Below are 23,860 nucleotides of genomic sequence, written 5' to 3'. Positions count from 1 at the left end.
TACTCAAACAAAGTCCGCGGGCGAAGATCTGTGGATACAAAGGAGGAATTGGCTATGGCATATTGTAAAAATTGCGGAAAAGAAATCGATGATAAGGCTGTAGTATGCCCGGCATGCGGCGTGCCTCAGCAGGATAAGCCCGCTGTGGTGGACAGCGGCAACATCGGTTGGGCCGTTTTGGGCTGCTGCATTCCTCTGGTTGGCTTGATTCTGTTCCTGGTCTGGAAGGACCAGAAGCCCAATACGGCGAAGAAGGCCGGTATCGGCGCACTGGTTGGTGTGATCTGCATCGTAATTTACTATGTGGTCGTGGTTGCTGCCGGTGTGGGCATGGCTATGATGGGATGATTTCCTGGCTTTATGTCTGGCTGCCTCGTTTCTGCGGCTGCCATTGCCGGGATGACCGGTCGTTTCATTATCATGGGCGGCGGTTCCCGGTTTGTGCCCGCTGCACCGGCGAGCTGGTGGGAATTCTGGCTGCAGCACTGTGCTACCCGGTATTTCATCTGAGCGTAGCCTGGGCGGCCGTTTCCATGATCCCCATGGTTCTGGACGGTGGCATTCAGGCGCTGAGCAGTTATGAAAGCACAAATGGCCGCCGGTTCATTACCGGCCTGCTGTTTGGCTGCGGATTGCTGTCCCTGTTTTTCACCAGCACGGCGTTTGCGTTCCGCTGGGGCGTGCAGCTGGGAATGGGATTGTCCATCCCCTGAAAAAGAATATCTGAAATAAAAAAGCCCGAATCCGTTTGGCCTGGCATGGCACAAATGGATTCGGGCTTTTTGTATGGATTCGGGTGGGAAGAGGCACCGCCGAGATACTGGCCGTTTTGTAAAAGGAAAAATGAATGAAAAAGATGCCCCTGCCGGATGAAGTGATTTCCCATATCAACAGGAAATCATTCTTTGTTCTTTTCAACGAAAAAAATGAGCTTTTGGGGCAAGAGAGCCCGTTTTGTTGATCTATGTTAACGACACGATGAGGAAGTTGCATTTGTTACGCAGTAGGACGGCAATTTTGAGGGTTTAGGGATAAAGCCCTTACCGCGTGAGAAACGCGCCCGCAAAGCCGCTTGTATCAAGGCTTTTTCTGCCCCTACTGCGTAACATAAGGGCATAAAAAAGTCGCAGACTGTTTCAAAATCTGCGGTTTCGCCTAAAAGAAAAGGACACCGCTTGCACGATGTCCTTTTCAGTCAACTATTTAGTTTTTTGTGTTCCCACACTCCATATCAATAACTACCGAAACCGTGATATAGTCCTCAATACGCTTATTGCGGAATTTATCACCCTCTGCGTCAAAACCACATGACGGGAAAAGTGCCTAAATCTAAGGATTTCTACAAGGTTTCTCTTTGTAGCAACACTATTGTCTCGACGTGCTCCGTGTGGGGAAACAGGTCCACCGGTTGGATAAAGCTTGCCTTCCAGCTCCGGGCGGTCAGATATTCCAGGTCCCGGCGCTGAGTCTCGGGGTTGCAAGAGATGTACACCACCCGATCGGGAGCCAGCTGGCAGACCGCCTGCAGAAACTCCGGGGTGCTGCCTGCGCGGGGCGGGTCCAGGAAGACCACGTCCATCCGCTCGCCCTGCTGGGCCATGCGCTGGATGGCGCTGGTGGCGTCCGCACAAAGGAAGCGGGCGTTGGTGATGCCGTTGGCCTTGGCGTTCTGGATTGCGCAGTTCACCGCGCTGCGGTTCAGCTCTACACCCAGAACCGATTTTGCCTTGACGGCACTGGCAAGGCCGATGGTACCCACGCCGCAGTAGGCGTCCAGCACGGTCTGGCTGCCGTCCAGTCCGGCGGCCTCGATGGCCGTTTGATACAGCCGCTCGGTCTGCACCGGGTTTACCTGGTAAAAGCTGGCGGCGGAAAGCCGGAACTTTACCCCGCACAGGGTATCTTCGATGTACCCCTTGCCGTACAGCAGCTTTTCGGCGCTGCCCAGCACCGCGCTGGAATGGCGGGGATTGATGTTCTGCACCACGGTGCTTACCGACGGGCACAGCTGGCGCAGCTTTGTCACAAAGGCCTTGGAGCCGGGCAGCGCCGCCTGGGCGGTCACCAGGCAGACAAGCACCTGGCCGGTGGCCCGGCTGTGGCGCACCAGCACGTGGCGGATCAGACCGGTGCGCCGGTCTTCATTGAAGGGCTCGTAACGGCAGGCGGCCGCGGCCGTACGCACCGCCGCGATGGCTTCATCCAGAGCGGGGGTGTGCAGCAGGCATTCCTCCACCGGGATCACCCGGTGGGTACCCTGGGCGTAGATGCCGCTCTGCAGGCTGCGGCCCGGCCCGGCGCAGAAGGTGGACACTGCCTTGTTCCGGTAGTGCCAGGGGTCCTCCATGCCCAGAATGGGCTGTACCGGCCCGAACTTACCCAGCAGATTTTCCACATCCTTCTGCTTCTTTGCCAGCTGCTCAGGGTAGGGCAGGGCAAGCAGTGGGCAGCCGCCGCAGCCTTTTTTTCGGCAGGAACAGGTGTTTTTCATGGCGTTCAATCCCCTCCGGAGCACTTGGCCGCGTCGATGGCCAGCACAATCATCAAGCAGAGCAGGGAGTCCTCGTCCCGCGCAATGTCCATTACATAGGTATCGGTCCAGTGGAACAGCTCTTTGCTGGCGGTCATAACGGTGCGGCCCTGGCCGTCGGTCACCTGATAATCCCATTCCAGCCAGTTGCCGCTTATCTGCCAGTCCCGGCAGTCCAGCGTGAAGCTGGGCTTGAAGAAGGTGAATTCTTTCTTGATCTGACCGATGTATTCCTCACCCAGATACAGTGCGAACCGGGGCAGGAAGGTGAGCACCTCCTCTTTTACGGTGCCCAGATGACGGCCGGCAGGGTCCAGAATTTCCAGCTTGTGCCCCCAGGCCAGTTTGCCCTCCACAGTGAAGGCGGTCTCGCCGTATTCATTGTAAATATCGTAGCTGTCCAGCCAGGAGAACAGACGCTGTTTGAAAAGCAGTTTCATGATGGACGGTCCCCTTTCGCTTGGTTTACATCAGCCGATGCCGCCGTATACAAAGCCCAGCAGCAGCACCAGCACGGTGAGCGGAACATATACATATTTTGCCACCCGGCCGAAAAGCTCGGGCAGCGGTTTGCCGCGGCCGGTCTCAAGCTCCTGACGGATGCGGGGCCAGCCCAGCACGTAATAGATGGAGATGGCACCCAGCACCGCGCCGATGGGCACGATCACGATGGTCACAAAGTCCAGCCAGCTGCCCACCACAGGCTCGGCCTCCAGGAAAACGCCGACCCCGAAGGTGAGGCCGCCGCACAGGGCCACCGCAATGCGGCGGTCCAGCTTGAAGCGGTTCTGCCAGCTTTCGATCACAGCTTCAAACATATTGATCAGCGAGGTGATGCCGGCGAAGGCCACCGACACGAAGAAGAACACTGCAAACACCCGGCCCAGCGGCATGCGCTGGAATACGGTGGGCAGAGCAATGAACATAAGCGAGGGGCCGCGGGTCACATCTACCCCGAAGGCAAACACGGCGGGCATGATGGCAAGGCCGCTGAGCAGAGCGGCCAGAGTGTCGAAGAAGGCGGTGCGCAGAGAAGCCTGGGGAATATCGGCCTCCTTGCCCAGGTATGCGCCATATACGATCATACCGGACCCGGTGATGGACAGCGAGAAGAAGGCCTGGCCCATGGCCATGACCCAGGTGTCCACGTTCAGAAGGGCCTCCCATTTGGGTACAAACAGGAAACGGTAGCCCTCGGCCGCGCCGGGCAGGAAGGCCACCCAAACAGCCAGCGCCAGAAAGAGCACGAAGAACAAAGGCATGAGCACCTTGCTCACCTTTTCGATGCCGTGGGCCACGCCCAGCAGCATCACTGCCGAGACCAGAATCACGATGGCGGCATGCCAGCCCACGCTGCCGAAGCTGCCGGTGGCCTGGTGGAAGAAGGTCTCCGGGTCGGAGCTGAGCAGCGTGCCGGTGACCGAGCCTGCCAGGCTGCGCAGCACCCAGCCCAGAATGACCGCATAGCCGATGGCGATGCCCAGCGAACCCAGCAGGGGAATCCAGCTGAGAACGGAGCCGACCATTTTTTTGCCCCGGGAGCCGAAGCAGTATTCGTAAGCGCCGATGGTGCCGGTGCGGGCCAGACGGCCCACGCCGAACTCAGCGGAAAGGCCTACCCAGCCGAACAGGAAGGTGAACAGCAGATAGGGAATCAGAAAGGCGGCGCCGCCATACTGGCCCACCCGATAGGGGAACATCCAGATGTTGCCCAGGCCTACCGCAGAGCCCACGCAGGCGATCACAAAGCCGATGGAAGAACTGAAGCCCCCGTTCTTGTGGCGGGGGGAGTTGTTTTGACGCATGATTGACCTCACTTTCCGGCCGAAAGGCCGGGGATACTGGGCTTTATTGTATCATATCGCCGCGCCAGAATCCAGCGCGGCAGCGGGTTTTGTGAAAACGATGTGCGCAAAAATAACGAAAAATATGCGATCTCCGTGGGGAAAAAACGGGCAAAGAAGCGGAATCCGCAAGAGTAAGGATAAAATCCTTGCGCACGCAAAGAACTTGCCATATAATATTATTTGAGAAAATCAGATAAAAGGAGCGAAAAAGCGCCATGAAGCTCATCAAATGGATCTCGGTCACCGACCGGTACAACAAGATCCATCTGGACCGGATGCTCGCCCCCTTTGGGCTGAACAGCAGCCAGCACATGTATGTGCTGCGCATCTGCGAGGTGCCGGGCATCACCCAGGACCAGTTCAACAATCTGTTCTACATCAATCCCAGCAATATCACCCGTTCGGTGGCAGCGCTGGAGAAGATGGGTTACCTGGAGCGGCGGCCCAACGAAAAGGACAAGCGCACCTGCTGCTTGTATCCCACCGAGAAGGCGAAGGCGGCCTATCAGCCTCTGCGTCAGATCTGTGAGGACTGGAATCGGCGCATTACCGGCGGCCTCACCGAGGAGGAGCGGGCCCAGTTCATGCGCCTGCTGGAAAAGGTGGGCGAAGCTGCGGTGGAGCAGAACCGGCTGGAGCTGGAAGAGCTGAACAGTGCAAAGGAGGACTAAATTTATATGGCATTGAAACCGGAACAGGGGGCCAATCCCCTGGGCTATGAACCGCTGCCCAAGCTGCTGCGGGGGTACGCGATCCCCAGCGTGATCGCCATGCTGGTGAGCTCGCTTTATAATATTGTGGACCAGATCTTCATTGGTCAGGGCGTGGGTTATCTGGGCAACGCGGCCACCAACGTGGCCTACCCGCTCACCACCATCTGTTTGTCCATTGCGCTGCTGATCGGCATCGGCAGTGCCTCCCGCTTCTCACTGGAGCTGGGGGCCGGGCATAAGGAAAACGCGGAAAAGGCGGTGGGTACCGCCATTACCATGATGTTCACCCTGGGCATTGTGTATGTGGTGGTCATCCAGCTGTTCCTGCATCCGCTGCTGCGGGCCTTCGGCGCCACCGCAGAGGTTATGCCCTATGCAGAAAGCTACACCCGCATTACTGCGCTTGGTATGCCGCTGCTGATCGTGACCAACGCCATGAGCAATCTGGCCCGGGCGGACGGCAGCCCCAAATATTCCATGACCTGTATGCTGGTGGGCGCCATCACCAACACCATTCTGGACCCCATCTTTATCTTCGTGTTCCAGATGGGCGTGGCAGGCGCGGCCTGGGCTACGGTGATCGGCCAGCTGCTTTCCTTCCTGATGGCTATCAACTATGCCCGGTGCTTCCGCCACATTCATCTGCAGCCCCATCACTTCGGCTACCGGCTGCGGGAGTGGGCCCAGATCGCCAGCCTGGGGATGAGCAACAGCCTGAACCAGGTGGCCATTACCTTTGTGCAGATCGTGCTGAACAACTCGCTCACCTTCTACGGTGCGCAGTCGGAATACGGCAGCTCCATCCCACTGGCAGCCTGCGGCATCGTAATCAAGACCAACGCAATTCTGCTGTCCATCATCATCGGCATTTCGCAGGGGTCTCAGCCCATTGTTGGCTTCAACTACGGCGCGAAGCAGTACGCCCGGGTGCGGGGCATTTACAAGCTGGCCATCAGCTGCAACCTGGTGGTGTCTGCCATCGGATTTATCCTGTTCCAGGTATTCCCGCGGCAGATCATCTCCATCTTCGGTACCGGTGACGTGCTGTACTTTGAGTTTGCGGTACGCTTTATGCGCATCTTCCTGTTCATGGTACTGGTAAACGGTGTGCAGCTGATCTCCTCCAACTTCTTTGCGGCCATCGGTAAGCCCATCAAGGGCGTGATTCTGTCGCTGACCCGTCAGGTGTTCTTCCTGGTACCGCTGCTGCTGCTCCTGCCCCTGTTCATGGGCATCGACGGCATTTTGTTTGCGGGGCCCATCGCAGACGGCGTTGCTTTTGTGACCACCACCATCTTGATTCGCCGGGAGATGAACCACATCCGCAAGCTGGAGCAGCAGGCGGCGTAATGCAATTCCCGGTTTCTGCATCAGAAAAAGGCCGCTGCCTTTCCTCCGGAAAAGAGGAAGGGCAGTGGCCTTTTTGGTTGGTTTTTACAGTTCCAGCGCTTCGCCGGCCGTGCCGTTCTGTGCGGCCCGGGCGGCGGCAATTTCGCCCAGCAGGGCGTTCTCGGTATCCGCGAAGAGCAGGTCCTTGTTGTGGGCGAAGTAGGCCTCGCAGCCAAAGGTTTCAATGTACCAGGAGGTGTAGAAGCCTGCGGTCAGCTCGGTGGCGAAGATCACCAGCTCCTGGCTGCCGGGCAGGCTCTCATCGAGAAAAGCAAAGGCATTGGCCAGATAGCTCCCGGTCTCATCGGCGGCAGCGGCCCGCTGGTCCAGCGTTTCGGCAAACAGCTCCTTCAGCCGGTCGAAGGGCTCGGCGGGGGCCTCCAGCTCCAGCGTGTGCAGGTAGCCCTCCAGGGTGCGAGCTGCCTGATTCAGCAGCTGCATGCCCTGACGGTCGGCGCTGCCTGCTTCCTTTTTGGCGGCGATCTGCCGGTCCAGCCCTGCCAGCTCGGCGGTCAGGATCTGGGCAGCGGGAGTCTGGCCCAGCGCGGCCTTCACCCGCAGCAGACTTTCGTGCAAAAGGCCTGCCAGCTGGTCCAGCTGCCAGGCGGCGCGGGCGCTCTCGTTCAGGCGGGAGAGCACCAGCCCCAGCACGCTGAGCTTTTCGTCAAAGGGGGCAGCGGCCAGCTCCCGGGCCCGCAGGGGCTCCCAGCTGCCGTTCAGAATCTCCTCCACCCGGTAGACCCGGCGGTACTTGGCATACAGCTCCAGGTAGTTGGCAAAGTCTTTGGCGATGGCGGGCATCTGCAGATACTGCCCCACCACCTCCCGGTCAGCGGTAAGGCCCAGGGCCTCGTAGGTGCGCAGAATCTCGGAAAGATCCTCCCAGCCGCGGGCGGTGACGAACTGCATGCCCTCCGGCCCGGCCTCCACCTTGTAGAAGTGGTCCTTGCGGATGTCCAGATAGGAGAGGATGGCTCCGTGGATGCCCCGGCGCAGGGCGTATTCCTTCCAGGCGGCATAATCCTCCTTCACGTCAATGCGCTTGACCCGGTCCAGCGTCACCACGTCGAACTCCCGCACCGACTTGTTGTACTCCGGCGGGTTGCCTGCGGCGGCAATGATCCAGCCCTCCGGCAGCCGCTGGTTGCCAAAGGTCTTGCATTGCAGAAACTGCAGCATCATGGGGGCCAGCGTCTCCGAGATGCAGTTCACCTCGTCCAGGAAGAGAATACCCTCCTTGCGGCCGCTGCGCTCCATGGCCTGCCAGACCGCCGCCAGAATCTCGCTCATGGTGTATTCGGTCACGGCGTATTCCCTGCCGCCGAAGCTGCGGTGCTCGATGAAGGGCAGACCCAGTGCGCTCTGGCGGGTGTGGTGGGTGATGGTGTAGGCCACCAGGTCGATGTCCAGTTCATTGGCGATCTGCTCCATGATCTGGGTCTTGCCGATGCCCGGAGGGCCCATCAGCAGAATGGGCCGCTGGCGTACGGCCGGAATGCGGTAGGCGCCGAATTCGTCCTTGGCCAGGTAGGCGCGCACGGTGTTGATGATCTCTTGTTTGGCTCGTTTGATGTTCATGACGTTATGCTCCTTGTATGGGCTGGGGTGTGGACTCAATCAGTTCGTCCTCGTCGATCAGCAGGCGGATGCCCCAGGGCGGCACCCGTTCCGGGTTGCCCTGGCCCGCCAGCATCACAAACACCGCGTCGTAAGGCGGGCGTTTGGCGGGATAAACGCCCAGACCATCGGTGAAATACAAAATTCCCTTCAGGTGGCGAAAAGCGCCCTCCTCCCGCAGCTTATTCACATGCTCAAACACCGGGCGAAAGTCGGTGGCACTCTGACCGATCAGTTCAAAATGCTCCATGTAATCCGCCAGTTCTTCAGCGCTGGTGATGGTTTTGTCCGCCCGCAGCTGGTCGTCGCATTGCAGGATGCGCAGTTGAAAGCGGCGGAAAAAGCTCTCGGTGTTCTTTAAAATGGCGTAAGTATAGGAAAGAAAGCTGCGCACCAGCGCGCCGGAGGTGGACATGGAGGTATCGATGGCGATGACCAGGTCCTCGATGCGCCGGGCCTCACGGGTCTCCAGCGGCTCGATCAGCGGCATGTTGCCGTAGCGGCGCAGGCCGTAGGTGTAGTAGCCGTAGTCGAAGGAATCCACGTCCACGCTCATCTCCTCGCCCAGCACCGCGAACCGGTGCAGGAAGGCCTTATAGTTGGCGGTGGGGCGATTTTCCACCCGCAGCCGTTCCAGTACCGCATCGCCGCCTGCACCCGCCTCGGTGTACATGGTTTCCAGCTGGGTCTGGATGCGCTCGGCGATGTTCTGCCACTGGCTGGAGGCGTTTTGCTCCTGCTCATCGTTCTGGGCCCGCTCCCACAGCCGGTGATCGTCCTCCAGAAATTCCCGCGCCAGGGTGGCCTTGTCCATCTCATCCAGCGGATGGCGGCGGAAGTACCGGTAGACGGCCTCGGCGGTGATCACCTTCATCTCCGCCTGCAGAAGGCCGTACCAGTGGGCCCGGCGGGGTCGGGGTACGGCAGGAACCAGGCAGCGCTGGGGGAGAGCATCCAGAATGGACTCCACCGCGATGTCGCAGGCCAGGTCCCACAGTTCGCCGTCCCGCCCGGCCTTTTTGGGCGGGTGGCGCAGCATGCAGTGCAGAAGACTGTGCAGGTAGGCCCGGCAGACCAGACTGCGGGCCCGCTCATACCGCTGGGCCAGCCAGGCTCCATTGTAATAAAGTGTGGTGCCGTCGGTGGCAAGGCTCTGGGTGGGTTCGCGGGTGCTCAGCGGCAGGCTGCACAGCGCCGCATCCAGAAAGGGCAGGTTCAGATATAGCTCGCTGCGGGCAGCGGTCAGAATTTTTTGCCCCAGCTCCGGCCAGGGATCGTGTCGTTGTTCTTGTTGCATCATAGGGTGCCTCACAGGTCAAAGGATCGGGCCCGGGGCGCGCCGAAGCGCCGGTTCTGGTATTCCAGCAACAGGCCCAAAGCCTCGGTGCGGCGGGCGGCGCGGGCCAGCTCGCAGCCCTCGGCCAGCGCCTGCCGGTCCAGCAGGTCCAGCCCCAGCACAAAGGCCAAGGGAGCGGTGCTTGCCTCGGCCAGAACCAGCTCCAGCAGCTGGGCCGTATGCTCGGAAAGACAAGTCAGATACGCTGTGCGGGCGGCCTCGCTCAGCTGCACCGGGAAGCGCAGCCGGTCCAGTGCCATGCGCGCCGCCAGCGAAAACTCGTGGGTGCGCAGCAAAAGATCCAGCGAGGCGTCGTACTGGTCGTAGCGGAATCGGTGGCCGTCAAAGCTCTGGCGGCACAGGTACCCCACGCCCCGGATGTTGTAATGGAAGATATGCGGCGCGGCCATCTCTTCATAGTCCTCGTCGTAGGCGGGGAAGAAGAGGCGGCACTCCGGCCCGGTGGAGGGCGCAAAACGCAGCTCCAGTTCGCCGGAATATTCCTGCAGCAGGCTGCGCAGGCAGCGGCATTCCTCTGCCGGAGCAGCCAGGGTCATCCGCCGCAGGGAAAAGCAGTTCATAAAGGCGTCGGTGCCAACGCTCTGCAGACTGCCGCCAATTTCCAGCGCCTCCAGTCCGGTGCAGCCGTAAAAGGCGTAATTGCCCAGCGAAAGGGCTCTTTGGGGCAGGCGCACCAACCGAAGGGCTGCCGCGTCGTGGGCGGGGATTTGCCCGCCTCCACTGGTCAGCAGAAGCTGAAACGTGCCCTCAGGCAGCTGCCTGGGCTCCCGGGCACTGAAGGCGTAATCCCCCAGGCGAATAATGGGCAGGCCGTCCAGCTCGTCGGGCAAAAGCAACTGGGGAGCACTGGTCTGGCAGCGCAGCAGGGCAATGCCGTTTTCCTCCTGGATGCAGGTGAGCAGCGCGTCGCAGTCGGCGGGAAGGGAACGCATGGGCTTGTGACTCCTTTGCTTGCGGAATGTTCCCGGGCAAACTGCCCGGGAAATGACTGGTTATATTATACCACATTGGTGGAGAAAGACAACGGCTTTCGGGCGCAAAAAAGCCCCGCATCCGGCGGATGCGAGGGAGAGATATTCAGTGGGCAGGATGGCCTGTCCGGCTTTTTTGCAGATTCGGCACAGGGCGGTTCAGACGCGGCGCGCAGAAGGTGGGCTGCAGCAGGGCGGCGGTGAATCGGTTGCCCAGTACAGCGCAGAGCATCAGTGCCACCAGAGCAGCCAGTCCGATGCCTGCCAGCGGCGGCAGGTCGGGACGCAGCAGCCGCAGGCTGCGCACAAAAAAGCCGTGCAAAAGGAACACCGGCAAAGTGTACTGCCCCAGAGCTGCCGCAAAAGGCAGAGGGTGTTTGGGTATGATGAGCAAAAGCAGGGCGATCCAGGCGGCGCTGGTGGCCAGCAGCAGAGCGCGCAGCTCCGGATCATAGTGCGCGCCTTCATAGGAGCGGCTGGCGTAGAACCACACGCTGCGCACCGCGCTGCGCCGCAGCCAGAGCAGTGTGCCGGAAAGGGCGATCCAGCCGGAGAGAACGGCAATCAGCCCTCGCCGGGGAAGCTGGGGCAACAGGCCGCGCAGCCCGCCGCCCGCGGCCAGATGCCCGGCGGCAAAGAAGGGCAGCAGCACCAACGTGCGGGAAAGGCTCATGTTGTAGCCGATGGTAGGGTCAAAGCCGGAGGCCAGCGCAGCGGCCAGGCAGGCCAGCAGGGCGGCCTTCGGGCTTTTTGCCCCGTCGATCAGGGGCAAAAGCAGGGTCCAGAGCATCATCGAGAACAGGTACCACAGCAGCCAGTAGGGGGTGGTGTATTGCAGTGGGGCCTTGCCGTGCAGCACCAGACGGTCAAACAGAAGGTACAGCGTCTGATACAAAAGGTAGGGGTAAAGCAGCCGCCGGAAAAAGCGCGCCGCGTCGAACCGGGCAAACCAGCCGGAGCAGAACACGAATGCAGGCATGTGGAAGGAATAGATCAGCCGGTACAGCCAGGCGGCGGCAGGGCCGCCCACCAGCTCCAGCAGGTGGCCGAACACCACCAGAAAGATCAGGATGCCCTTTAAATTGTCAAACCGGGCGTCCCGCCGGGAAGTTTCCATGAAAAACGCCTTCTTTGATGGTAAGTTATCATGTGGTCCACACCGGGTCCGGGCGAAACCGCATTCGATTGTAGCACATTCTGCCCTGCAATGCAAAGCGCTTTTTGCTGCTGCCGTTGCCTTTTGAAAGGGTGGATGCTACAATGGGAAAAAACGGGCGTTGGCCCGTGCCAGAAAAAGGAGATGTTGTTGATGATTATCACCACTACCCCTTCGGTAGAAGGGCATTCCATTCGGGAATACAAAGGCATCGTGTTCGGCGAGGTCATCTCCGGTGTGGATATCTTCCAGGATATCGGCGCCGGGCTGCGGAACATCTTCGGTGGGCGCAGCTCCGGGTACGAAGAGGAACTGAAAAACGCTCGCATTCAGGCCTTGGAAGAGATGGGCACCCGCGCGGCCCATCTGGGCGCAAATGCGGTGGTCGGCGTGCGTGTGGATTATGAAGTGCTGGGCAGCAACAATGGCATGCTGATGGTGAATGTATCCGGCACTGCGGTGGTACTGGACTGACCCGCATAAAAGAACATAGAAAGAGGGCCCACCCTGGGGGATTTTCCCGGAGCGGGCCCTTTTGTACGCCGTAAAAACACAATATCACAGCATCTTCATAAAGTGAACCGATCTTTCACAGCCGTCACACGGTTTATTCGGCGTCAGTTAAAAATTGGCCGGTACAATACAAAGCGTAAGGTTCACTGCTCTCAACCTGGGGCAACACCGCATGATTCCAGGTGGTGGAGCGCGCCGGAAAATTTTTTGTGATATGAACCAAAAAGCGCAGGCAATCCTTGGTGGATTGGCGAGCATTTTTGGAAAACAGCACGGAAAATTTTGGCGTGATACGCCGCCTGAGCCGACAGGCGTGAATTGTGCGGTGCTGTCCCGACAAAAGGGCAGACAAAAAACAATCCGCTGCCGGTCCGAATGAGCAGGCGGGCGGCGGTTTATATAGATAAAACGCCCGAGAGCCCCGGGCGTTTTCCGTTTTGCAAAAATTATTTCTGCTGGTTTTTCTGGTAGATGAGCAGCAGGCCCTTCAAGAGCAGCGCGTCGTCGATGATGATTTTGTGGCGGCAGTGGGGCACGATTACATTGGCCAGACCACCGGTGGCAACCACGGTCACAGGCTCGCCCAGCTCCTCCTGGATGCGGTCGATCAGACCGTCCAGGCAGGCGGCGTTGCCATGAATGATGCCGCTCTTCATGCACTCGATGGTGTTCTTGCCGATCAGGCGGCGGGGAGAATCCAGGCTGATTTTGGGCAGCTGAGAGGTGTGGCGCACCAGTGCCTCCAGCGAGGCGTTCACGCCCGGCAGGATCATGCCGCCGATGTAGCTCTTCTCCGCGTCCAGCACCTCCACGGTGGTGGCGGTGCCCAGATCCACGATCACCAGGGGCACCGGGTAATCCCGGATGCCTGCCACGGCGCACACCACGCGGTCGCTGCCCAGCTGGGCGGGGTTGTCCATCTTGATGTGCAGCCCGTTTTTCACACCGGGGCCCACCACCATGGCCTCGTGGCCGGTGACGGTGCGCACCGCCTGGCAGATCAGGTTGGTGATGGGCGGTACCACCGACGAGATGATTACGCCCTCCAGCGTGTTCATGTCCACGTTATAAAGCTCCAGCACGTTTTTGATGCTGATGGCATATTCCAGCGAGGTTTTGCCCAGATCAGTGGAGAGCCGTTCCACAAACACAATGTTCTCCTCGGATTCCAGGTAGCCGATCACGATGTTGGTGTTGCCGATGTCCAGTGCAAGGATCATATGTCAAAACTCCTCGTTACTCGATGTATGTGTGATTCAAACCTTGCTGCTGGCAAAGCGCAGCAGGGGGCGGCCCACCAGGGCCACGATGATGGTGGCCACAATTGCCTCCGGTACGCCCTGCAGCCCGATGATGGACAGGATGAAGGGATACACTGCATCCGCCGCCACACCCTTGGCCGCGCCATAGCTTTCGCCGAAGAACACGAAAATCAGGTTCATCACCAGCAGGGTATTGGTCATGGAGCCCACGAACCCGGCAGCACCCAGGCTCACGGTGAGCTTGCCGGGGGCAGAGCCCAGCAGCCGCTTCAGACCTTTAAATACAAAATACGGAAGCACACCCACCAGAATGCGGGGCACCAGAACGATCACCAGGCTGGCCCAGCTGCCGTGCACGTCGCCCAGGCTGTAGAAGGGGGTGAACACGAACGAGGTCACATTGGGGGATACCGTGTTGTTCACCAGGCTGGTGAGACCGAACACGCCGCCCAGCACCGCGCCCTTGCGGGGGCCGAGAAGCACCGAGCCCAGAATTACCGGGATGTGGATAATCGTCGCCCGCATGAAGCCAAGCGGGATGTAGCCCAGAAAGGGTACCATGGCCATTGCTATGATGATGGCCGAAAAAAGGGCGAGCTGCACCAGCCCGCGCGAGTTGTGCGCAGTTCCGTTTTTGTACATATTCAATTGTCCTCCTTGTTATTATTCCCGAAATCGGGATACAATACGCTGTTCAGTATAGCACTAAACCCGGCACGAAACAAGAAAAGAAAGGGAATTTTTACTGGCCTGGCCCATTTTTCGCGGTTACTTTCGGGTGCTGCGCCGACCTTGGGCCGGATGCGTTTTTGTGTTATAATAAAAGGCAGAGAAAACCGGCCCCGTGGCCGGGCAAAAAGGAGAAACGGCAACATGCTCAAGGGAAAACATGTGGTGCTGGCGGTCACCGGCGGCATCGCGGCATATAAAATGGCCACCATGGCCAGCCTTCTGGTCAAGCAGCACGCGGACGTTCAGGTGCTGATGACCCAAAATGCCACCAACTTTATCAACCCCATCACTTTTGAGACCCTCACCGGCCACAAATGCCTGGTGGATACCTTTGACCGGAACTTTGAGTTCAATGTGGAGCATGTGTCGGTGGCCAAGCAGGCGGACATCGCCCTGGTGGCCCCCGCCACCGCCAACGTGATCGGTAAGCTGGCCAATGGTCTGGCCGACGATATGCTCACCACCACTCTGCTGGCCTGCAAGTGCAAAAAGCTGGTGGCTCCGGCCATGAACACCCAGATGTACGAAAACCCCATCGTGCAGGACAATCTGAAAAAGCTGGAGCACTACGGCATGGAGCTGATCCAGCCGGTGAGCGGCCATCTGGCCTGCGGCGACAGCGGTATGGGCAAGATGGTGGAGCCGGAGGTGATGCTCCAGTACATCCTGCGGGACCTGGCCCTGGAAAAGGATATGAAGGGCTTGAAGGTGCTGGTCACCGCCGGGCCCACCCAGGAGGCCATCGACCCGGTGCGCTACATCACCAACCATTCCACCGGCACCATGGGCTATCAGCTGGCTCGCAACTGCATGCTGCGGGGCGCTCAGGTCACCCTGGTCACCGGCCGCACCGCCCTGACCCCGCCCCCCTTCGTGGAGGTGGTGCCGGTGGTGAGCGCTCAGGAGATGTATGAAGCCGTGACCAGCTGCGCTGCCGGGCAGGACATCATCATCAAGGCTGCTGCTGTGGCGGATTACCGCCCGGCCACCGTGGCGAGCGAGAAGATCAAGAAGGCGGAGGGCGGCTGGGCGATCCCGCTGGAGCGCACCCGGGACATTCTGCGCAGCCTGGGCGAAGAAAAGCCCGCCGGGCAGTTTTTGTGCGGCTTTGCCATGGAGACCCAGAACCTGGAGAAAAACGCCCGCAAAAAGCTGGAGGCCAAGAATCTGGACCTGGTGGTGGGCAACAATGTGAAGGTGGCAGGCGCGGGCTTCGGCGCAGGCACCAATGTGATCACCTTCATCACCAAGGAGGGGGTCGAGCCTCAGCCCCAGATGGACAAAGCCCAGGTGGCCGGCTGTATCGTGGATAAGATTATGGCCATGCGGGCCGCAAAGTGAGTTTGGTCGCTTCGGCTGATTTCGCTTTCTAAAAATATCATTTACGACGAATAAAAAGAGTGCGTCGCCCTGAACGGAGGGCGGCGCACTCTTTTTTGTGTGTTTCGGTTATGGGGAAGGGGGCGGGAAAACAACCGCTTAGCGCTCGCTGTAGATCTGCTGGCTGCCCCGGATGGCCTGGCCCAGGTACCGGTCGATCCATTCTGCCGCGGCCTGTTCGTCCCGTGCGCGGATGCAATCGTACAGGCGCTCGGTGTTGCGCAGCAGCGCTTCAATGCCGTACAGCCGGCAAAAGCGCATCCAGAGGGTGATGACCGGGGCTTTAAAGGAATAGTAAATCAGCGGCACGATGCTGTTGTCGCCCACCAGAGCCAGTTCATGCTGAAACTGGAACGCCGCTTCAGCAGCCTGGGCGATATCCTCTGCCTGGGCGATGCGGGCCAGATGGTCGCCCAAGCTGTCCAGCGCCTGGTCCGACGCATGACGGATGGCGGAGTTCACCGCCAGATGCTCCAGCGCCTGGCGCACCTCCAGCAGCGAGCGGATCTCGTCCTTGCCCAGCACGCCGTCCCGGTATTCCATGATGGCGATCAGAGTGGAGAGGTTGCCCTTGCGGCGGTAATCCGCCACGCAGGTGCCCTGGCGGGGACGCACCTCCAGAAACCCCTGTTGAGCCAGCTCAGCCAGGCCGCCGTTCACCACCGCCCGGCTCACCTGCATCTGACGGGCCAGCTCCCGTTCGGGGGGAAGCTGAGTGCCCATGGGCAGTTCGCCGGAAAGAATCATGCCTTGGAGCTGGCGCACGAACAATTGTTTCAGACTGGGGGAATTCAGTTTTTCAAAGGGCATGAAAATCACCTCGACTTTTGTTGTGGCTATACCACATACCACAGCCTTATTTTACCATGCAATTCGCTTAAGGAAAAGCCATTCTTTTGGGCTGTTCTCTGAAAAATTGGGATTTGATTGACGGCTTACAATGGGAATGTTAAGCTATTAACAGCTAAATGGCGGGGGAAAGCGGAAAAAAACGGCCCTGGTTGGGCCACAAGACCCGCCCGGAAAACAAGGAGGGGGACCCATGGCGGATACCACCAGCAAGGTAAAAGTGATCGAGATCAAGCAGAGTGTGTTTGCATCCAACGACGAACAGGCCCGCAATCTGCGCGGGGAACTGAAGGAAAAGGGCGTATTTCTTCTGAACCTGATGTCCTCGCCCGGCGCGGGCAAAACCACCACTCTGAAACAGACCGTAAAGGCGCTGGAAGGCCAGCTGCGCATCGGCGTGATGGAGGCGGACATTGACTCGGACGTGGACGCCAAAGCCATGGCCGACACCGGCGTGAAGGCCATTCAGCTGCACACCGGCGGTATGTGCCATCTGGACGCGGACATGACCCGCCAGGGTCTGGAGGCGCTGGGCACCGAAGACGTGGACCTGGCCATTCTGGAAAACGTGGGCAATCTGGTCTGCCCGGCGGAGTTCGACACCGGCGCGGTGAAGAACGCCATGATTCTGTCGGTGCCGGAAGGCCACGACAAGCCCCTGAAATACCCGCTGATGTTCTCGGTGTGCGACGTGGTGCTCATCAACAAGATGGACGTAATGCCCTATTTCGACTTTGACCTGGAAAAGTGCAGGGAGTACATCCGTATGCGCAACCCGAACGCGGTGGTCATTCCCATCTGCGCCAAAACCGGCGAAGGCATCGGGGCCTGGGCCGACTGGCTGCGCACCCAGGTAAAGGACTGGAAGAGCTGAGAAACGAAGGAAAGGACAAAAGGATATGAGTCAGACCCATTTTCCTCTGGATGAAGAAAAGCTGCCCTTTTCCATCCCGAAGGACGAAAAGCCGAGGGAGAAGATTTTAAAGCTGGGCCAGAAGATCACCGACCGGGTACCCGCTAAGCTGCGCCCGCTTACTGCCGAGGACCCGGAATACTGGGGCCTTGCGGGCATCGTCACTGACGAGATGGCGGATGTGGCCCTGAAAATGAAGGTGCGCAAGCCCATGACCCTGCCCCAGCTGGTCAAGGTTACCGGCAAGCCTGCCCAGGAGCTGGAGCCTCTGCTGCAGGAAATGAGCAACGTGGGCCTGCTGGAATACAACTGGGAAAACGAGCGACGGGAAAAGCAGTATGTGCTGCCCATGTTCGTGCCCGGCAGCGCCGAGTTCTTCAACATGAAGCAGCAGCAGATCGACGAGCACCCGGAGGTCACCGCCTTTTTCGAGCGCATGACCTTCCTGCCGCTGGAGCACATCACGGCGATGGTGCCTCCCGGCGGCGCGGGCATCGGTATGCATGTGATCCCGGTGGAGCAGGCCATCCAGACCGAGAACCGCTCGGTGGACATCGAACACATCTCTCACTGGTTGGATAAGTACGACGGCAAATACGCTGCCAGCCCCTGCTCCTGCCGTATGTCCCGCGCCAAGCTGGGCGAGGGCTGCGGCGATGACCCGGAGGATTGGTGCATCGGCGTGGGTGATATGGCGGACTATCTGGTGGAGACCAACAAGGGCCACTATGTGGACCGGGACGGGGTGCTGCGCATCTTAAAGCGCGCCGAGGACAATGGCTTTGTGCACCAGATTACCAACATTGACGGCGAGAACAAGATCTTTGCCATCTGCAACTGCAACGTGAACATCTGCAACGCTTTGCGTACCAGCCAGTTGTTCAATACTCCCAACATGAGCCGCTCGGCCTATGTGGCCAGCGTGACCACCGAAAACTGCGTGGCCTGCGGCCGTTGCGTGGAATACTGCCCGGCGGGCGCGGTGCGTCTGGGCCAGAAGCTCTGCACCAAGGACGGCCCGGTGGAATACCCCCGTCAGGAGCTGCCGGACCGGGTGAAATGGGGCCCGGAAAAGTGGGACATCAACTACCGGGATACCAACCGCACCAACTGTCACGACACCGGCACCGCCCCCTGCAAGACCGCCTGCCCGGCACACATCGCGGTGCAGGGCTACCTGAAAATGGCAGCCCAGGGCCGCTACACCGAGGCGCTGGCCCTGATCAAGCAGGAGAACCCCTTCCCGGCGGTGTGCGGCCGGGTGTGCAACCGCCGCTGTGAGGACGCCTGCACCCGCGGCAAGATCGACCAGGCGGTGGCCATCGACGAAGTGAAAAAGTTCATCGCCCAGAAGGATCTGGACGCGGCCACCCGCTATGTGCCGCCCATCCAGCCTCCCTCCAACCGGGGCGGCTTCGATGATAAGATCGCCATTGTGGGCGCCGGCCCGGCGGGTCTGTCCTGTGCCTTCTTCCTGGCCAAGAAGGGCTACAAGCCCACTGTGTTTGAGAAAAACGCCCGCCCCGGCGGCATGCTGGTCTATGGCATCCCCTCCTACAAGCTGGAGAAGGATGTTGTGGACGCGGAGATCGAGGTACTGCGCCAGATGGGCGTGGAGATCCGCTGCAATGTGGAAGTGGGCCGTGATGTGACCCTGGATGAGCTGCGTGCCCAGGGCTACAAGGCCTTCTATCTGGCCATCGGCTGCCAGGGCGGCCGGACGGCAGGCATCCCCGGCGAAAACGCCGAGGGCGTGACTACCGCGGTGGAGTTCCTCCATCGGGTCAGCGAGGACGAGACCACCCCGGTCAAGGGTCGGGCGGTGGTGATCGGCGGCGGCAACGTGGCCATCGACGTAGCCCGCTCCTGTCTGCGCTGCGGCGCGGAGGAGGTGGCCATGTACTGCCTGGAGCAGGAAAACCAGATGCCCGCCTCTCCCGAGGAGATCGCCGAGGCCCGTCAGGAGGGTGCGGCCATTCATTGTGGATGGGGTCCCAGCCGTATCCTGGAGGAAAACGGCAAGGTCACCGGTGTGGAGTTCAAGCGCTGCGTGTCGGTCACCGACGCAAACGGCCGTTTCGCTCCGGTCTACGACGAGAAGGATACCATGACCGTGCCCTGTGACCGGGTGTTCATGAGCATCGGCCAGAGCATCCAGTGGGGCGGGCTGCTCATCGGCAGCACCGTGCAGCTGGGTGGCGGCGGCCGGGCCCAGGCAGACCCGCTGACCTACCAGACCGCCCAGCCGGACGTGTTTGTGGGCGGCGACGTGTACACCGGCCCCAGCTTCGCCATCGACGCCATTGCCGCGGGCAAGCAGGGTGCAGTGTCCATTCACCGGTTCGTACAGCCCAACACCAGCATGACCATCGGCCGGGACCGCCGCCAGTTCATTGAGCTGGACAAGGACAACGCGGTTCTCACCGGCTACGACACTGCTGCCCGCCAGTACCCGGCTATGGACGGCCGCATCGATCACACCCGCTCCTTCCGGGATGCCCATGGCACCTTCACCGAGGAGCAGGTAAAGACCGAGACCGCCCGCTGCCTTGGCTGCGGCGCTTCGGTGGTGGACCCCAACAAGTGCATCGGCTGCGGCATCTGCACCACCAAGTGCGAGTTCGACGCCATCCACCTTTCCCGCGAGCTGCCCGATTGCAGCAACATGGTGCGCAGTGAAGACAAGTTCAAGGCGATCCTGCCCTATATGCTCAAGCGGGAGATGAAGATCCGCTTCGGCAAGAAGGAGAAATGAGCCATGCATGAACTGGGCATCGTGTTCCACATCATCCGCGGCGTGGAAGAGGTGGGCCGTAAAAACCGGGTGCCCCGGGTCAGCGCGGTGACGCTCCAGCTGGGCGAGGTGTCCGGTGTGGTGGAGCGCTATCTGCAGGATTGCTGGCGCTGGGCGGCAGACCGCTCGGAATTGCTCAAGGGCGCACAGCTGCGGGTGGAGACCATCCCCGCCCAGACTCTGTGCGAGAGCTGCGGTGAGATTTATCCCACCGTGGCCCACGGCAAGACCTGCCCGGCCTGCGGCTCTGAGCACACCCACCTTTTGCAGGGCAGTGAGATGCTCATTAAGGAGATCGAGGTGCCCGAAGAAAATGATATTCCCCCCGAACCGGAAGGGGAGGGGGAGAGACAGTGCCCGGTTTGCGGCCGGGCCTGATCAAGCCAATTGGAAAAAGCCGACACAAAAACGTGCCGGCAAAGGAGGAAATTTATCATGTTGTTCCAGATTTATGGAGAAAACGCCGGCTTCCAGCTGTTGGGCTGGCTGCTGGTCTTTGCGGGCCTGGTGGTGCTGAACGAGCTTGCTCGCCGCACCAAACAGGGAGGGGTGTTTTTCTTTTTGATTCTGCCTGCGGCACTCACCGTGTATTTCGTGTCCATCTATGTGGGCGCGGCCATGGGCGCCGAGTGGGCGTTGAATAATCCTACTTACGTTCACATGAACAGCTGGTTCCATTACGCCAAGCTGTATGCGGCCACCGCCGGATGCATCGGCTTTATGATGATCAAGTATAAGTGGGGCATCGGCAAGCAGCCCTGGTTCCGGGTATTTCCCTTCGCCATCGTGGCCATCAACATTCTGATCGCCGTGTGCAGCGATTTCGAGTCCGGCATCCGGGGCGCCATGGCCCTGGCTGCCACCGGTGACCGCTGGTGGCTGTCCAGCGAGAACGTGTGGCTGTACGGCGGCTGGTGGAACTGGGTCAACGGCATCGCGGGCATTTTGAACATCCTGTGCATGACCGGCTGGTGGGGTATCTACTCCTCCAAAAAGCATGACGACATGCTTTGGCCGGATATGACCATCTACTTCATCATCGCCTACGACCTGTGGAACTTCGAGTACACCTACAACAACCTGCCCACCCATGCCTGGTACTGCGGTCTGGCTCTGCTGCTGGCCCCCACCTTCGCAAACGCGCTGTGGAACAAGGGCGGCTGGATTCAGAACCGCGCCAACACCCTGGCTCTGTGGTGCATGTTTGCCCAGGTGTTCCCGGCCTTCCAGGATTACAGTGTGTTCAGCACCCTGCCGGTGCTCTATTCCGACGGTGTGATGGATGCCTCCGTGCGGCCCGCCACTGCCAATCCCACCATGCAGGGCGTGATCGCCATTCTGGCGCTGGCGGCCAACGTGATTGTGCTGGCCATCATCATCAAGCGGTCGGTGGAGCAGAAGAAGAATCCCTATAAGAACGAGATCTTCACCGATCACCGGGATTACCGTCAGGCCATGGCCCGGGCGGAAGTTACCCGATAAACCTGAGCAAAATCTTGCAAACACTTAACAGAATTTAACAAAACCGATCCATTCTCCTCTTTCCTTGCCCCGGCGGCGCAGATTTCCCCCTCTGCGTTGCCGGGGCCTTGTTTTTGCGGCATTTGGCTGGCAGAATTTCCGGTAAGTTTTGGAAGATTTTGGGCGAATTTGCTTTTCTTGCTTTTTACAAACGATTTACCGGAAAGCGGCGGAAGGGGACGGAAAAATCCGTTATCATACCCAGTGTACCGGGCAGTGTGGACCCCGAAAGTGCGGGCGCCCGGCGAAAGACAAGGGGGAAGAGAAAAGCTTTATGGCAGAAATCGTTTTGAAGAATATCAGCAAAATATACGACAAGGGCCAGCGGGCGGTGAGCGATTTCTCGCTGCACATCCACGATGGCGAGTTCATCGTATTTGTGGGCCCTTCCGGCTGTGGCAAGTCCACCACCCTGCGCATGATTGCCGGGCTGGAGGAGATCAGCGAAGGCGAACTGTGGATCGGCGACGAGCTGTGCAATTACGCCGAGCCCGGTGAGCGGGATCTGTCCATGGTGTTCCAGAATTACGCACTGTATCCGCAGATGAGCGTGTACGACAACATGGCCTTTTCGCTGTCGGTGCGCAAGGTGCCCAAGGACCAGATTGCCCGGCGGGTGGACAAGGCCGCCGAAATGCTGGACATCAAGCACCTTTTGGACCGCCGTCCGGGCCAGCTGTCCGGCGGGCAGAAGCAGCGGGTGGCCATCGGCAGCGCCATCATGCGTGAGCCCCGGGCTTTTTTGATGGACGAGCCGCTGTCCAACCTGGATGCGAAGCTGCGGGCCCACATGCGGGTGGAGCTGGCGGCGCTGCATCAGAAGCTGGGCGCCACCATGATTTATGTAACCCATGACCAGACCGAGGCCATGACTCTGGCGGATCGCATTGTGGTGATGAAGGAGGGACGCATCCAGCAGGTGGCAAGCCCGGCGGAGTTATACAGCCGCCCCACCAACCTGTTTGTGGCGGGCTTCATCGGCTCTCCGGCCATGAACTTTGTCCGCGGCACCGTGGAGGAAGGGGAGCAGAGTATTGTGTTCCGCAGCCGGAACGGTCTGTGCCTGCCGCTGACCTTTGATCAGGCGGCGGGCCTGTGGCCCCGCTGCAAAGGCCGCGAGGTGGTGCTGGGTGTCCGCCCCGAGGACATTCTGCCCACGCAGGCAGCAAACCGGGTGCTGGGCCGGATGGACGGCCGCCTCACCGCCTGTGAGGGCCTGGGTCACGAGACCATCCTGCATCTGGAAACCGCCGACGGTGAGTTTGCCGCCCGGGTAAAGGAACGCACCGACGCACGCGCGGGCGATGCGGCCTCCCTGTGGGTGGATATGGAAAAGGCTCACTTTTTCGATGGTGAGACCGAACAAAATCTTTTTTATCAGTGGAGCGATTGCGAATGAACCAGTTACGTCAACGGCTCACCGGGGTGAGCCCCTATTGTTACCTGATCCCCTGCTTTGCAGTGTTCGGCATGTTCCTGTTTTACCCCTTTTTCAAGACCATTTATCTGAGCCTGTTCCTCACCGATAAGCTGGGCAAGGCCAAGATCTTTGTGGGGATGAAAAACTACACCGACCTGCTCACCTCCGAAAGCTTCTACAACAGCATCCTGGTCACCCTGATCTTTGTGGTGATCGTGGTGTTCGGCAGCATGCTGCTGGGCCTTGCCACCGCCGTACTGTGCAGCAAGACCTTCCCGGGCATCCGGGCCTTCAGCACCGCCTATGCGCTGCCCATGGCCATTGCCTCCAGCGGCGCGGCGATGATCTTCAAGGTGATCCTGAACCCCACCATCGGCGTGTTCAACAAGCTCACCGGTCTGGACATCAACTGGATCAGCGACCCCCGCTACGCCCTTATCTGCGTGGCGGTGCTCACTGCCTGGCTGAACAGCGGCATCAACTTCCTGTACTTCTCCGCGGGCCTGGGCAACATCGACGAATCCATCTATGAGCGCGCCTCTGTGGACGGCGCCAGCGGCGTTCAGAAGTTCTTCCGGCTCACCCTGCCGGGCCTGAGCCCCATCATCTTCTATACCTTGGTGGTCAACATCATCCAGGCCTTCCAGTCCTTTGGCCAGGTGAAGATCCTGACCCAGGGCGGCCCCGGCGAGTCCACCAACCTGATTGTTTACTCCATCTACCGCGACGCCTTCTTCAACTACAAGTTCGGCAGCGCGGCTGCCCAGTCCGTCATTTTGTTCCTCATCATCATGGCGCTGACCCTGGTTATGTTCAAGGTGGAAAAGAAGGGAGTCAAGTATTAAATGGATATGCCTGTGAATCAAAAGGCCCCGCTGAACGGCGTGCTGCGCCGG

23 protein-coding genes are annotated in these 23,860 nt (G+C 59.8%); 13 read left to right on the top strand and 10 right to left on the bottom strand.

Annotated elements, in window-relative coordinates; translation table 11 throughout:
• Positions 1-54: 54 nt before the first annotated feature.
• On the top strand, positions 55-348 hold the full coding sequence (locus PH256_RS01905) for a zinc ribbon domain-containing protein (RefSeq protein ID WP_270912763.1): 294 nt from the start codon (positions 55-57) through the stop codon (positions 346-348).
• A complete protein-coding gene (locus tag PH256_RS01900) occupies positions 345-713 on the top strand; it encodes a DUF2085 domain-containing protein (protein ID WP_270912762.1) in 369 nt (122 codons plus the stop codon). The genes PH256_RS01905 and PH256_RS01900 overlap by 4 nt, the downstream gene beginning before the upstream one ends.
• Positions 714-1,339: 626 nt before the next feature.
• Here PH256_RS01900 and rlmD read toward each other — a convergent pair.
• The 3 genes from rlmD to PH256_RS01885 are packed head-to-tail and all read right to left on the bottom strand — an operon-like array spanning position 1,340 to position 4,335.
• Positions 1,340-2,491, bottom strand: a complete 1,152-nt coding sequence (rlmD, locus tag PH256_RS01895; RefSeq protein ID WP_270912761.1) for a 23S rRNA (uracil(1939)-C(5))-methyltransferase RlmD — start codon at positions 2,489-2,491, stop codon at positions 1,340-1,342.
• A 5-nt stretch (positions 2,492-2,496) separates the two neighbouring features.
• The gene (locus PH256_RS01890) at positions 2,497-2,970 is read right to left on the bottom strand and encodes an LURP-one-related/scramblase family protein (protein ID WP_270912760.1); all 474 of its coding nucleotides are present in this window, start codon (positions 2,968-2,970) and stop codon (positions 2,497-2,499) included.
• A 30-nt stretch (positions 2,971-3,000) separates the two neighbouring features.
• Complete coding sequence (locus PH256_RS01885) at positions 3,001-4,335, bottom strand: sodium-dependent transporter (protein ID WP_270912759.1); 1,335 nt, start codon at positions 4,333-4,335, stop codon at positions 3,001-3,003.
• 257 nt (positions 4,336-4,592) lie between these two features.
• Between PH256_RS01885 and PH256_RS01880 the strand changes: the two genes are divergently transcribed.
• On the top strand, positions 4,593-5,048 hold the full coding sequence (locus tag PH256_RS01880; protein ID WP_087185026.1) for a MarR family winged helix-turn-helix transcriptional regulator: 456 nt from the start codon (positions 4,593-4,595) through the stop codon (positions 5,046-5,048).
• A 6-nt stretch (positions 5,049-5,054) separates the two neighbouring features.
• A complete protein-coding gene (locus PH256_RS01875) occupies positions 5,055-6,440 on the top strand; it encodes an MATE family efflux transporter (RefSeq protein ID WP_270912758.1) in 1,386 nt (461 codons plus the stop codon).
• A gap of 84 nt (positions 6,441-6,524) precedes the next feature.
• On the opposite strand, the gene PH256_RS01870 is transcribed toward PH256_RS01875, so the two are convergent.
• From PH256_RS01870 to PH256_RS01855, 4 genes are all read right to left on the bottom strand, one after another.
• Positions 6,525-8,057, bottom strand: coding sequence for an ATP-binding protein (locus PH256_RS01870; RefSeq protein WP_270912757.1), 1,533 nt, complete (start codon positions 8,055-8,057; stop codon positions 6,525-6,527).
• A 4-nt stretch (positions 8,058-8,061) separates the two neighbouring features.
• Positions 8,062-9,396, bottom strand: a complete 1,335-nt coding sequence (locus PH256_RS01865) for a vWA domain-containing protein (protein WP_270912756.1) — start codon at positions 9,394-9,396, stop codon at positions 8,062-8,064.
• Positions 9,397-9,404: 8 nt separating this feature from the next.
• The gene (locus tag PH256_RS01860) at positions 9,405-10,385 is read right to left on the bottom strand and encodes a leucine-rich repeat protein (RefSeq protein WP_270912755.1); all 981 of its coding nucleotides are present in this window, start codon (positions 10,383-10,385) and stop codon (positions 9,405-9,407) included.
• Positions 10,386-10,530: 145 nt separating this feature from the next.
• Positions 10,531-11,541, bottom strand: a complete 1,011-nt coding sequence (locus PH256_RS01855) for an acyltransferase family protein (protein WP_270912754.1) — start codon at positions 11,539-11,541, stop codon at positions 10,531-10,533.
• Between the two features lie 192 nt (positions 11,542-11,733).
• Here PH256_RS01855 and PH256_RS01850 point away from each other — a divergent pair, with 192 nt between their 5' ends.
• Positions 11,734-12,054: a heavy metal-binding domain-containing protein gene (locus tag PH256_RS01850; RefSeq protein ID WP_087185032.1), complete on the top strand. Its 321-nt coding sequence runs from the start codon at positions 11,734-11,736 to the stop codon at positions 12,052-12,054.
• Positions 12,055-12,265: 211 nt separating this feature from the next.
• On the top strand, positions 12,266-12,472 hold the full coding sequence (locus PH256_RS01845) for a hypothetical protein (RefSeq protein ID WP_270912753.1): 207 nt from the start codon (positions 12,266-12,268) through the stop codon (positions 12,470-12,472).
• 67 nt (positions 12,473-12,539) lie between these two features.
• Here PH256_RS01845 and PH256_RS01840 read toward each other — a convergent pair whose 3' ends face one another.
• Entirely contained in the window at positions 12,540-13,313 is a 774-nt protein-coding gene (locus PH256_RS01840) for a type III pantothenate kinase (RefSeq protein WP_087185033.1), read from the bottom strand.
• Between the two features lie 36 nt (positions 13,314-13,349).
• Positions 13,350-13,997, bottom strand: coding sequence for an ECF transporter S component (locus PH256_RS01835; protein ID WP_087185034.1), 648 nt, complete (start codon positions 13,995-13,997; stop codon positions 13,350-13,352).
• A 231-nt stretch (positions 13,998-14,228) separates the two neighbouring features.
• Here PH256_RS01835 and coaBC point away from each other — a divergent pair, with 231 nt between their 5' ends.
• Positions 14,229-15,428, top strand: coding sequence for a bifunctional phosphopantothenoylcysteine decarboxylase/phosphopantothenate--cysteine ligase CoaBC (gene coaBC, locus PH256_RS01830; protein WP_270912752.1), 1,200 nt, complete (start codon positions 14,229-14,231; stop codon positions 15,426-15,428).
• A 138-nt stretch (positions 15,429-15,566) separates the two neighbouring features.
• Here coaBC and PH256_RS01825 read toward each other — a convergent pair whose 3' ends face one another.
• Complete coding sequence (locus PH256_RS01825) at positions 15,567-16,277, bottom strand: FadR/GntR family transcriptional regulator (RefSeq protein ID WP_270912751.1); 711 nt, start codon at positions 16,275-16,277, stop codon at positions 15,567-15,569.
• 232 nt (positions 16,278-16,509) lie between these two features.
• On the opposite strand from PH256_RS01825, the gene hypB reads away from it, so the two are divergent.
• The 6 genes from hypB (at position 16,510) to PH256_RS01795 (ending at position 23,809) form a co-directional block, all read left to right on the top strand.
• Positions 16,510-17,190 (top strand): hydrogenase nickel incorporation protein HypB, encoded by a 681-nt coding sequence (hypB, locus tag PH256_RS01820; RefSeq protein WP_270912750.1) that lies wholly within the window; start codon positions 16,510-16,512, stop codon positions 17,188-17,190.
• Between the two features lie 25 nt (positions 17,191-17,215).
• Positions 17,216-19,984, top strand: coding sequence for an FAD-dependent oxidoreductase (locus PH256_RS01815; RefSeq protein WP_270912749.1), 2,769 nt, complete (start codon positions 17,216-17,218; stop codon positions 19,982-19,984).
• 3 nt (positions 19,985-19,987) lie between these two features.
• On the top strand, positions 19,988-20,401 hold the full coding sequence (locus PH256_RS01810; protein ID WP_087185039.1) for a hydrogenase maturation nickel metallochaperone HypA: 414 nt from the start codon (positions 19,988-19,990) through the stop codon (positions 20,399-20,401).
• A 57-nt stretch (positions 20,402-20,458) separates the two neighbouring features.
• Positions 20,459-21,505 carry a DUF5692 family protein gene (locus PH256_RS01805; RefSeq protein ID WP_087185040.1) on the top strand — a complete coding sequence of 349 codons (1,047 nt, stop codon included), beginning with the start codon at positions 20,459-20,461 and terminating at the stop codon, positions 21,503-21,505.
• A 313-nt stretch (positions 21,506-21,818) separates the two neighbouring features.
• Positions 21,819-22,943: an ABC transporter ATP-binding protein gene (locus tag PH256_RS01800; protein ID WP_087185041.1), complete on the top strand. Its 1,125-nt coding sequence runs from the start codon at positions 21,819-21,821 to the stop codon at positions 22,941-22,943.
• The gene (locus PH256_RS01795) at positions 22,940-23,809 is read left to right on the top strand and encodes a carbohydrate ABC transporter permease (protein WP_270912748.1); all 870 of its coding nucleotides are present in this window, start codon (positions 22,940-22,942) and stop codon (positions 23,807-23,809) included. Before PH256_RS01800 ends, PH256_RS01795 begins: the two co-directional genes overlap by 4 nt.
• Positions 23,810-23,860 lie beyond the last annotated feature (51 nt).

It is taken from the genome of Allofournierella sp. CML151, assembly GCF_027853465.1.
In the GTDB taxonomy this organism is placed as follows: Bacteria; Bacillota; Clostridia; order Oscillospirales; family Ruminococcaceae; genus Allofournierella.
This window is presented reverse-complemented; position numbering and strand designations above follow the sequence as displayed.